This window comes from Ensifer sp. SSB1 (genome assembly GCF_016652895.1).
Taxonomy (GTDB): domain Bacteria; phylum Pseudomonadota; class Alphaproteobacteria; order Rhizobiales; family Rhizobiaceae; genus Ensifer.
In genome coordinates this window covers 1-11,088 of sequence record NZ_JAEPRP010000215.1, presented here as the reverse complement: position 1 = coordinate 11,088, position 11,088 = coordinate 1, and the positions used below count along the sequence as shown (strand labels likewise).

The window sequence follows — 11,088 nt, the reverse complement described above, 5'->3', positions numbered from 1 at the left end:
CGCGAAGGCCGTCTATTTTCTCGATGCCGACAATCGCATTCTGCCGGGCACGATCGAAACCCTTTACCGGCAACTGCGCGAGAGCGGCGCGGGTTGGGTCTACACCAACATCGATACCTTCTCGGTGAGCTGGCGGGCGCACTACGGCAACCACTATTCCAGGCTGGTTCACTGCATCACCGACAACATCTGCGACACCGGCTCGATGATCTCCATCGACGTCTTCCGGGAGGGCGTTCGTTTCAACGACGACCGCCAGAACGGTTTCGAAGACTGGGAATTCTGGCTTTCCTGCGTGGAGCATGGCTTCGTCGGCACACCCTGCCACGACACAACCTTCGAATACCGGCTGCGCGCGGAAAGCCGCTTCAAGGAAGCCAATCGCGACCGTGCGACGTCCGTCAGCTTCCTCAGGAAGCGTCACAGGGTGCTCTTCCAGCGGCCGATGCTCGTCGACTTCGAACACGAGGAGTGCCCCCGCTATCTCTTCGCACGCACAGAAGACGCGGCGATCTCGTTCTTTACCGACCCGACCAAGCAGCCGAAGCGGCTGCGCCTCGACGACATTATTCCGGCCTTCTGGGCAAATACTGGCGAGCCGGACAACGTGCACTTTCCACCCTTCGTAATGGCTGGAAGCGGGGCGACGATCGATCTGCTCCTGCGCTCGCGCATGTTGCCGAACGTGCTTTGCCACCTGGAGCGCTTGAGCGAAAAGGCCAACGTCGTCTTCGTCCATCTCGGTAACGACGCCACGCAACGCAAGATCGAGCCGACCTTCCGCGATGCCGGATCGGAGCATGTCGGCCAGCCGGATCTCATCTTCATTTCGACGGCGCTTTTGCGCGATGTCATCCGCAACAACGCGCTCGATTGGTTCGCCTCGATCGGCAGCCAGCAGGTCTGGCCGACGTCGGCGGTTCTCAATGTGCGGTTCCCGTTCCCGCGGGCTCTGCCGCGCCGAACGCTGATCACGCCGCAACAGGTCATGATCAACTGCGTCAACGCGATCGCTACGAGCCCGCTGCGCCGCACTGCCGGCCGCCGCTGGACCTGGCGGCCGCCGCGTCTCATGCCCTATTCCGATCTGCACAAGGCCTTGCGCACGGAAATCGGCGGTTCGCCGGTGCTGCCGCTCGGGCACAGCGAGGCAGGAAAGAAAAGGGCCGCGCTGCTCGTGCCGAACGCTTCCTTCGGTGGTGCCGAGAAGGTCATCTATGCGGCGTCGCGCGAGTTGCGCGCCGCCGGCTACGAGACGCACTTGTTCGTGCTCGGCACCAGCCGTATGGACGTAATCGACGAATTCGATGCGAGCTTCGACTACGTTCATTTCTGGGATCAGGGCATCCCGGCATGGGGCGGCTCCGGTTCGTTCCTTGGGCACGACTTCATCGCCGAACATCATGAGGTCGACTGGGGCGCACTGAAGGGCCAGCTTTCGGGCTTCGATCTCGTCATCAACAACCACGTCATGGCGATGCACCCGCTGATTGCGCGCCTGCGCTCCGAAGGCACGCGCACGGCCTGCTACCTGCATGTCGTCGACAACACGCCGTTCAAGCGCCCGGCCGGCCAGCCTTTCGCAGCCATCGCGCATGAGCATTGCTACGACGCCTTCCTGACCTGCTCGGAACAGCTCAAGTTCTATCTGCACAGCTTCGGCGTGCCGCTTGAGAAGATCTTTGCGGTTCCGAACGGTGCGAGCTTCTCGGTTCCGCCCAAGGTGCTTGCGGAGGTGCTGCAGGTGCGGCGGATCGAACGCAAGGACGATCGGTTAAGGCTCCTTTACATGGGCCGCCTCGACCAGCAGAAGGGCATCGACCGGCTCGCCGCGACGATTGCGGAACTGCGCGCAGCTCATGTGCCTTTCGACGCGCGCGCAATCGGCGGCGAGATCCTGGCCGACGCCAGCTTCTCCTGGACGGATAGGCTCAAGGAGCTTGGTGTGGACGTGCGCCCGCCCGTCTTTGCCAGCCGGGACCTGATCAAGGCGCTCGGCTGGGCCGACGTGCTGGTCATGCCGTCGCGCTGGGAAGGTGCGCCCTTGATGATCGCGGAAGCACAGCAGCTTGGTTGCGTTCCGATCGCCACCGCCGTCGGCGCGGTAGACGAGCTCATCGTCGATCGCGAGGACGGTATCCTGATCGACGCTCCTTCCGATCCGCAGGTGGTGCGAGACATGGTGAAGGCGATCACCGAGGTCGCCCGCGACCGCAACCTGCTCGCCCCGATCATGGAAGGCTGCCTCAGAACGGCGGCGCGACGCGCCTGGCCCAATTCCTTCGCGGAATTCCTCGGCTGGTGCGACGGCGCCGTGAACAATTCATCTCTTTCGCGCGCCAAGGTCATCCGTGCGCGTGAGACAACCAATACCGGCGTCGCAGCAGCAGTTTGAGCGCGCCGGGCGACTATTCAACTAGAAGGGACATACGCATGCGTCCAAGAATCCTCCTGACGGGAATTCCTGGTCATTACACGCGCCTCGCCAATGGCGCGAATGGCCTGTCGGTTTCCTATTCGGAACGGCAAAAGCAGCCCGAATCAAAGGACGAGTTTCTTCAGGAGCTTCGCAACATCAGCAACACCGGTAACTATCTGATCGGCGAGGGCGCGTTGCGAGCTATCGCGCCGCACGCCAAGCAGATCCCGTTCTGGCACCTCTATAATTGCCACAAGAACGGTACCGGTTTCGAAGAGTTCAACAACAACTTCGATATTTGCGTCTTCACCTGCGCGAACCTCTTGCGCAAGGGACTTTCCGCGGATGCGGAGGCTGATGTTCTGAGCAAGCTCAAGATGCCGATCGTCATGCTCGGCATCGGCCATCAGAACCGCAAGGATCTGGAAACCGGCCTGCCGGAAGGAACGAAGCGGTTGCTCGAGGTCCTGAAGGATCGAGAGCACTATTTCCTGACGCGCGGCTATGAAACGGCCGGCTACCTGAAGGACCAGGGCTTCAAGTTCGTTCGGCCGACTGGCTGCCCCTCGGTCTACTTCGCGCCGAACAACATGCGCGCGTCCATGCGCAAGCTGCCAAACGTCAAGATCGGCCAGGCAAAGACGATCTTCTCGGGCTATCTCGGTGCCAATCACGATTGCATTGTCGATGCCCTTGCGCTGAACCCCGAGGGCGCAAAGCCGCAATATGTCATCCAGGACGAGTTCCTGCACTTCGACATGAAGGTCGAGCCGGATGCCGATGGCCGGGTTTTCGACTCCTGCTCGGGCAAGATGCTCGGCGATCTCACTTTTCCCGGCGCCGACCGCCAGAAGGTGCCGTTCGACGTGCGCACCTTCTTCGACACCAACCAGTGGCGCGCGTGGGCCTCGCACATGGACTTCAACTTCGGCCGGCGGTTCCACGGCTCGATCATCGCCATGCAGGCGGGCGTTCCCAGCCTGATGGTGGCGGTCGACGACCGCATGCGCGAAATGCTGGGCTTTACCGGTCTGCCGGCGGTCGACGTCCAGGACCTCGAAAAGGCGGAGAACCGCGCACAGTTCGTCGCCGACCATCTGGCCGGGCTGAATGCGTCCGAGTTGGTGGATCGCTACTCCGATCGCGAGCGCAATTTCCGCACGGTGCTGCGCGAGATCGGCATCGGCCAGTAAATTGCATGGGCCTCGGGTGCGTTCGCACCCGAGGCATGAATGCGATCGATTTCATAATGTTCGGGCGGAAAGAGGAAGACCGCGCATACGTCTCCTCATTCCGCCCGCGCTCTTCGTCAACTCTGTCGGTCAGTCCACAACTCAGGTGTATCGATGCGTATCCTGCTCACCGGAATCCCTTCTTATCTCCAGCGTACCGTCTCACGCGTTTCCGGTGCGACGGTTCATCACAAGCCTTACTTCGACGATATCCGAAGCAAGAAGGAACTGATCGATCAGGTCAAAAAGATCGCCAATACCGGCAACTACCTGATCGGCGAGGGGGCAGCTCACGCTCTGCGCGGACATGATGTGACCTATGTGCCCTTCTGGCACCTGGCCAACAGCCGCGGAGCCAACGATGTCTATGATGCGCTGAACAAGGAATTCGACATGTGCGTGTTCGCCTCGGCGAACCTGCTGCGTCCGGGATATTCAGCCGACCTCGAAGCCGATGTTTTCGAGAAGCTGAAGATGCCTGTGCTGGTGATGGGCATCGGCATCCAGAAGCGCGAGGGGCTCAAGGAGAACCTGCCGGCCGGCACATTGCGGTTCCTCGAGGTGTTGAAGCAGAAGGAGAGCTTCTTCCTGACTCGGGGCTACTTCACCGCGGAGTTCCTCAGGGCCGAGGGCATGAAGTTCGTCAAGCCGACCGGTTGCCCTTCGCTCTTCTTTGCGCCGAACGAGATGCGGCGCTCGCTGACGTCTCTTGCCAATGCGGATCTGGCATCGGCCCAAAAACTCGCTCTCGGCGGCTATCTCGGCAGCGTCGCCGACACGATCGTCGATGCCCATGCACTCTTAAAGCCCGATAGCGTTGCAAGCTACGTTATCCAGGACGAAGTCGTCGCCTATAACCTGACGCTTCCCGTCGACGACAACGCCCCGGTCTACGACCGATCGAGCGGACGCATCACCGGCAAGACCGAATACAAGCATCAGGAGAAGTGGCAGAGGCAGAACGAGCTCCTGGTGTTCTTCGACACCAACCAGTGGCGCGGCTGGTCGTCGTCGCGTGACCTCTGCATCGGTCGGCGGTTCCACGGTTGCGTCATAGGCATGCCGGCAGGTACGCCGTCGCTGATGATCGCCGTCGACGACCGCATGCGGGAGATGCTCGAATTCATCGGCTTCCCCTATATCGAGGCGGGGGTGTGGAACCGCGAAGGCGACAAGCGCACTCATCTTGCCAACTTCCTGTCCAAGATCGACGCACAGGCCGTCACCGAGCGGTACTCGGCTTGCGAGGCGAACTTCCTAAGTGCGCTCAAACAGGTTGGCATTTAATCTCCGTACAGTGAGAGCAGCGCTAAGCGCGCTGCTCCTTGCCGCCCAGATTTCCCTGGCGGCGATCGCTTGCGCGCCTGTCGCGTTGGCCGAGGACGCGGCCTTCGCGCATTACGGGGTCAATCGCCTCAACCTCGCCTGGCTCGATCGCAACGAACAGGAGCGCGTGCTCAAGGAAATCGCCGACAGCGGCGCCACGCACGTGCGTCTTTCCCTGTCGCGGCCAGTCGACAAAAGTATCGAGGCCGTCGCCATAGCCAACCGGCTGGGATTGCGCATCCTGCTCGAAATCCAGCTTTCGAACACAAGCTACTATGGGGATGCGGTTCGCCCCCGCAGCGGTCAGCGGCGCATCTGGGACATCAACCGTCTGTCCGATCTGAACCTTGATCGCTATCGCGCAGGCCTTCGCGAAGCGCTCACGCGCCTCGATGCCCTCGGTGTCCGCCTCGATGCGGTGGAGCCTGGAAACGAGATCAATCTTGCCGGCTACAACGGCGACCTTTCGGTCTATCAGAGACCTGGTCAGCAGACGCCGCGAACCCTCGCCGATCTCAAGGATCGCGCAGCTTTTGAAAAAGGGCTGGACCGCTACATCGAGGTGCTGAAGATCACTCGGGACGAGGTGCGCAAGAGCGAAAAGAGCAGCGGCGCTGCCATCGTCTCCGCCGGGCTCTCCGACATGGGTGCCAAGGAAGCGGACCGGCAAGGCATGGAGCGGCTCGATCCGGCCGAAGTGATAATGCTTCTGCGTGACCGAGGAATGGACGAGATTGTCGATGCCTACGGCATCCACGTCTATCCCGCCCGCAAGGATCCGAAAGCGATCAAATCCGTCGTCACCAAGCTTCTCGATTTCTGCAAGCCATCCGAAAGCGGCCGCCCATGTTGGGTGACGGAGTGGGGAATCGCCAACACGGCGCGTACCTGCCCCGTCGATGATCGTCAGCGTATAGGCGCGATGGCCGCCATGCGCACGGTCTTTTCCGACTTCGCCAAGGCGAAGCGACTGGATGCCGCCTACTACTACGACTGGGACACGCAGCAATCCTATCGTCTGTGGCGCTGCGGTTCGCTAAGTCCGGCGGGTGCCTTGGCGATCGCCCCGGAAACAGGCGATCCTCGTTAGCTGGGGGCGCCCCCACGGCAGGGCAACCATGTCAGTCAGCGGCGTGCAGCACGGCTCGATGCGGGCTCCAGGCCCTTGCCGCGATAGGTGACGGGGATGCCGAGCTCCTCGTGGGTGCGTGCCAGTGTCTCGAGCCAGGTCGCCAGATCTTCCGGCACCGTCTCCTCGCCGGTCTCCATCGCCTCTATCCATGCCAGGTTGCAATGGAGGGCGCTCGCCAGATTGATCGGCGTCCAACGAAGAACAAGAAGGCATTGGGTGAAACGGGCGGGGGTCATCGGTCGTGCTCAAGGTTGCATTGTGGAATGGATGAAGCAGGCTTTACACGCAGAAATAAGTCAAGGTGATGACTTGTCGCGCCCAAAAGCCCTGATCTTTTCGTGAGTTAGAATTGATTGGGCAAAATGCCGCAGAACGGTTGTGGAAACCGCAGTGTCTCGCCGCTTGCAGGGCCGTCGACAGTGATAAAGTGCTAAGACGGTGCGACAAGAACGGGGCGTTTGGTCAATCACCGATGCGCTTTGCTGGCGCGCGGGTGCGAATCGCGCGTCTTTCAGATTGAATGCCAGCCTATCCCAACAGCCGATTCGGGCTTTCGGGCAACAGCGCTGAGGCCGCCGACCATTGCATGCATCTCTCTACCAGTCCGCGATCAACATCGCCGCGAAGGCAGCTTTTTATCTGTCGCTGGCGATGCTTCTTCCTGCGGCAGTCGACCTGCTCCATGGGCACCCGGATTGGCGGATCTTTGCCGTTTCGGCCTTCGTCACCGGGGGCGTTTCACTCCTGGCGATGGCTGCGACCGAGAGTGGCCCTCCGCCGTTCAGCCGCAAGATGGGCTTCCTCGTCGTCAACCTGCTCTGGCTCGTCATCTCGCTGGTTGGGGCCGTGCCCTTCTGGTTCTCATCTCTGAAGCTTGATTTCGCCAAGGCCCTGTTTGAATCCGTCTCCGGCATCACGACGACTGGCTCGACGGTCATCACCGGTCTCGACTACGCGCCTCCCGGCATTCTTCTCTGGCGTTCGCTGCTGCATTGGCTGGGCGGCATCGGCATCGTGGCGCTCGGGCTCTTCGTCATGCCCTACCTGCGTGTCGGCGGCATGTCGTTCTTCAAGATGGAATCTTCGGACACCACCGAGAAGCCGTTCGCCAGGATCGTCACCTTTACACGGGCCTTCCTCCTCATCTACGTGGTGCTGACCGTCACCTGCGCCACGATTTATTCCTATCTCGGCATGAGCCGCATCGATGCGCTGAACCATGCGATGTCGACGATTGCGACCGGAGGCTTTTCCACCCACGACGCCTCGCTCGGCTACTTCAAGAGCCTGCCGATCCTCTGGGTCGCCACGTTCTTCATGACCTTGAGCAGCCTGCCGTTTTCGGTGCTCATTCTCTTCATCGTTCGCGGCCGGCTCGATACGCTGAAGGATCCGCAGATTATCGTTTTCCTGTCCTATCTGACGGTGCTCGCGCTTGCGGCAAGCCTCTATCAGCGGCTTGCCAATGGCGTCGCGGCAAACGATGCGCTTGCGCATGGGTTCTTCACCGTCTCGTCGATCCTGTCGACGACGGGCTTTGCCAGCGACGATTACATGCTGTGGGGGGAGTTCGTCGTCGCGCTTGCCTTCGCCGCAACCTTCATGGGCGGTTGCTCCGGGTCGACGGCGGGCGGCATGAAGGCCTACCGCTTCATCATCATCTTCAGTTCCATCCGAGCGGGGCTCTTCAAGTTGATCTACCCGAATGCGGTCCACGCGGTGCGCTACGGCAAGGGCCTCATCGATATCGACGTGCAGCGCACGGTCTTTATGTTCTTCACCGCCTACATGTTCATCTGGGCGTCCGGCAGTTTGGCGATGGGCGCGATGGGCTATGAGTTCGTCACGGCTGCATCCGCCGTTGCCACAGCGCTCTCAAATGTCGGCGCCGGGCTTGGGCCGATCATTGGACCGGCCGGAAATTTCTCGACCCTTTCGGATCCGGCGCTTTATCTGCTGTCGGTCATGATGCTGCTCGGCCGCCTGGAAATCCTGACGGTGCTCGTCATCCTGACGCCGCTGTTCTGGAAGGATTGAGCTCAGCGCCTATCGGTCGCACACCGATCCAGCACGCCTTGATCCCAAAACGAAACCTCGGGCCGTCTCCGATCCGAGGTTTCTTTTACTGCGAGGCGAGGGAGGGCGTCAGGCCGCCTCGGTCCTGCGATAGGTCCCGGCGTTTTCGACATAGTATTTCTCGAAACGATGGCGATAGTGCTCAGGGCCGCCGAAGTCACTGTATTTTGCCAGTTCGTTCATGTCCGTCTTGTTGAGGATTACGCCAAGGATCTTGCCGTTGATCTGCGGTTCGGAGTTGAGCAGGTCACGCACCAGGCGCGACGGCGTGCGGCCCCACTCTGCAACGTAGATGAAGCCATCGGCGAGCGGCGAAAACGCCTTGCCATCGACCACCGGAGCCAGCGCCGCAAGATCGACAATCACGTAGTCGAACGATTTGCGGGCATTGTCGATGAGCTCGCCCATCGCCGGGGACGCGAGCAGCTCGTGGCTGTCATAGGGCTCGCTCTTTGCCCCGGCTTCCCCGCCAACCGGTAAGATCGCCAGTTTTGTCTTCTGGTCGATCTTGATGCCGGCGGGCCAGGAGGATTCGCCGATCAGCGCCTCGACGAGGCCGGTCCTTGGCGGCGGGTTGATCATCTTGCTCAGCCCGGGCTTGCGGATGTCGGCGTCGATCAGCAACGTTTTCTTGCCGCTTGCCGCGAGCAATGCCGCAAAGTTCGCCGCAATGATCGACTTGCCCTCGTCCGGAACGGCCGAAACGATGCCGATCACGCGTGAGCCGTTGCCGTGCAGCATCCGGTCGCAGGCGAGCTTGGCGTTGCGGAAGGTCTCGGCGAAGGAGGAGCGCGGCGCGTCGAGCACAATGCGACTGACGCGTTCGAACGGAATCGCGGCCTCCGTCGTCGGCTGGGGCGTCTTGCCCTTCATCAGCCGCGCACGAACCCGATCGGTCGTGGTCGGTTGACGCGGGCCGATCAGCGGAACATAGCCGAAAGACCTGTGTCCGAGGATCGATCGCACGTCGCTTTCGAGCCGGAAGGTCCGCTCACGGAACTCCTGGAACGCGGCAAAGGCGCCGCCTGCCATCATGCCAAGCACAGCCGAAAGTGCCAGAATCAAGGTCTTCTTCGGGCTTGAGGGCGAGGTCGGAACGCCAGCCGTGGAAATCACCCGGGCCTTGGCGATCGGGAAGGAGCGCTGCTGCGAAGCCTGCTCATAGCGATTGAGATAGGTCTCGTAGAGCGTCTTCAACGCTGCCGACTTCTGCTCGAGTTCGCGCAGATGCACGAGCGAAAGGTTCGCATCCGAGTTGCGACCAGTGGTGCCTTCGATGTTTTCCCGCAGGGAGGCTTCGCGCGAGCGGGCAACCTCATATTCGTTGCGGTAACTTGCGGTCAGTTGCTGCAGTTCCTGGAAGATCTGCCGGCCGATATCGGACTTTTCTTCGCGCAGCGATACTGCCTGGGGATGATCGGCGCCGAAGCTCTGCGTCACTTCCTGCTCGCGCTTGCTGACGGCGAGGTAGCGGGTACGCAGCTCCCGGATGACGGAGTTGTCGCCCTCCTTGGCGGAAATCGTCGCATTCTTGACCGCGGTTTCAGGCCCCTGATCGACGATCGCCTGGAACTGCTTGAAGCGCGCGGAAGCGCTTGCCGTGTCGGCTTGAGCGATGATGAGCTGGCTGTTGAGATCTGCCAACTGCTGTTCGGACATGAGTTCGCCGCGGGCGAGCGTCAGTCCGTTTTCGCTGCGGAATTTCTCAACCTCGAGCGAAGCGGCCTGCGAGCGTTGCCTCAGATCCGCAAGGCGCTCCTGCAGCCAGACGGAGGCGCGTTCCGTCGCATCGAAATTGGCGTTCAGTTGATCGTTGAGATAGGCGTCCGCATAGCCGCGCACGATTGCCGCGGCGAGCTCCGGATCGCTGGAGCGATAGGCAAGCGAAATGACGGAGCTTCTGGTGACGCGTTCGACGGCCAGCCCTTGCTGGATGAGCGCGGCCGCCTTCTGCCGCCGGCCATTGCGTGCTGCCTCTTCCGAGATCTCGGAGCCAAAAAACGAAAAGACGCCGGTTACGGATCTCAGCCAGTCCTTGACGACGCCGAAGGGCGAGCGTGGCGGGTTGAGAACCGTATCGTTGTCGTCGAGGTTCATCTTGTCGACGACCCGCAAGGCGAGTTCGCCGGATTTCAGGATCTCGACGGCGCTCGCCATCTGCGTGTCGAGCAACTGGCTGTTTTGTGGTGTTGCCTCTTCCTCGGCGTACTTCGAGAGGTTCTCGTCGAGCAGGATCTGCGTCATCGACGTATAGAACGGTGTCGCGAAAACGAGATAGACCGCGCCAAGTGCCAGGAACAGCAGGACGAACGCGCCAACCAGCCTGGCGCGGCGGACGATGATCGAGAAGAGCCGGTCAAGGTCGATAAACCTATCGGGTTCCTCCATTTCCCGCGGCACGACGCTGTTGAAGGGGAGACTTCTTTGGTTCATTGGGTCGCTCTGTCCGTTTCCCTTTATAGTCCGACGGTTGGCGCCACTTCAAAAAAAGAGGCGCCAAACCAGCTTTATGCCGCGCGGATGCGGCCTTCGTGAGACAGCACCATGTCCTTGACCGAGGCATAGACCGCGTCGCCGAGGTCCGAGCGCGCGAGCGCGAAGGCGACATTGGCGGCGATGAAGCCTTCCTTGGAGCCGCAGTCGAAGGTGCGCCCCTCGTAGGGATGGGCGTGAAACGCTTGATTTTGCGAGAGTTTCAGCATCCCGTCGGTCAACTGGATTTCATTACCGGCACCCCGTTGCTGGTGCGCGAGAATGTCGAAAATCTCGGGCTGAAGGATGTAGCGGCCGTTCAGATAAAAATTCGACGGTGCTTCGCCGGCACGCGGCTTTTCGACCATTTTCGTGACTTCGAAACCGTGGGGAACCGCAGCGCCCTTGCCGACGATGCCATATTTCGACGC

8 protein-coding genes are annotated in these 11,088 nt (G+C 61.1%); 5 read left to right on the top strand and 3 right to left on the bottom strand.

The window, feature by feature from the left end:
* From I8N66_RS33020 to I8N66_RS33005, 4 genes are all read left to right on the top strand, one after another.
* Positions 1-2,395 (top strand): glycosyltransferase family 4 protein (locus I8N66_RS33020; RefSeq protein ID WP_291163416.1); only part of this gene is annotated, 2,395 nt, incomplete at its 5' end.
* Between the two features lie 38 nt (positions 2,396-2,433).
* On the top strand, positions 2,434-3,612 hold the full coding sequence (locus I8N66_RS33015; protein WP_291163413.1) for a polysaccharide pyruvyl transferase family protein: 1,179 nt from the start codon (positions 2,434-2,436) through the stop codon (positions 3,610-3,612).
* Between the two features lie 153 nt (positions 3,613-3,765).
* A complete protein-coding gene (locus I8N66_RS33010) occupies positions 3,766-4,938 on the top strand; it encodes a polysaccharide pyruvyl transferase family protein (RefSeq protein ID WP_291163410.1) in 1,173 nt (390 codons plus the stop codon).
* Between the two features lie 31 nt (positions 4,939-4,969).
* On the top strand, positions 4,970-6,067 hold the full coding sequence (locus tag I8N66_RS33005; RefSeq protein ID WP_291163419.1) for a glycoside hydrolase: 1,098 nt from the start codon (positions 4,970-4,972) through the stop codon (positions 6,065-6,067).
* A 35-nt stretch (positions 6,068-6,102) separates the two neighbouring features.
* Here the strand turns inward: I8N66_RS33005 and I8N66_RS33000 are convergent, their stop codons facing one another.
* A complete protein-coding gene (locus tag I8N66_RS33000) occupies positions 6,103-6,345 on the bottom strand; it encodes a hypothetical protein (protein ID WP_291163407.1) in 243 nt (80 codons plus the stop codon).
* A 346-nt stretch (positions 6,346-6,691) separates the two neighbouring features.
* Here I8N66_RS33000 and I8N66_RS32995 point away from each other — a divergent pair, with 346 nt between their 5' ends.
* Complete coding sequence (locus I8N66_RS32995; RefSeq protein WP_291163404.1) at positions 6,692-8,146, top strand: TrkH family potassium uptake protein; 1,455 nt, start codon at positions 6,692-6,694, stop codon at positions 8,144-8,146.
* Between the two features lie 108 nt (positions 8,147-8,254).
* Here the strand turns inward: I8N66_RS32995 and I8N66_RS32990 are convergent, their stop codons facing one another.
* Both I8N66_RS32990 and I8N66_RS32985 read right to left on the bottom strand, forming a co-directional pair.
* On the bottom strand, positions 8,255-10,618 hold the full coding sequence (locus I8N66_RS32990; RefSeq protein WP_291163401.1) for a polysaccharide biosynthesis tyrosine autokinase: 2,364 nt from the start codon (positions 10,616-10,618) through the stop codon (positions 8,255-8,257).
* Positions 10,619-10,692: 74 nt separating this feature from the next.
* On the bottom strand, positions 10,693-11,088 hold a 396-nt coding region (locus I8N66_RS32985; protein ID WP_291163398.1), incomplete at its 5' end, for a sugar phosphate nucleotidyltransferase.

Coding starts and splice junctions, on each gene's coding strand:
- I8N66_RS32990 (WP_291163401.1), bottom strand. CDS start 10,618: ATGAACCAAAGAAGTCTCCCCTTCAACAGCGTCGTGCCGCGGGAAATG.
- I8N66_RS33000 (WP_291163407.1), bottom strand. CDS start 6,345: ATGACCCCCGCCCGTTTCACCCAATGCCTTCTTGTTCTTCGTTGGACG.
- I8N66_RS33015 (WP_291163413.1), top strand. CDS start 2,434: ATGCGTCCAAGAATCCTCCTGACGGGAATTCCTGGTCATTACACGCGC.
- I8N66_RS33010 (WP_291163410.1), top strand. CDS start 3,766: ATGCGTATCCTGCTCACCGGAATCCCTTCTTATCTCCAGCGTACCGTC.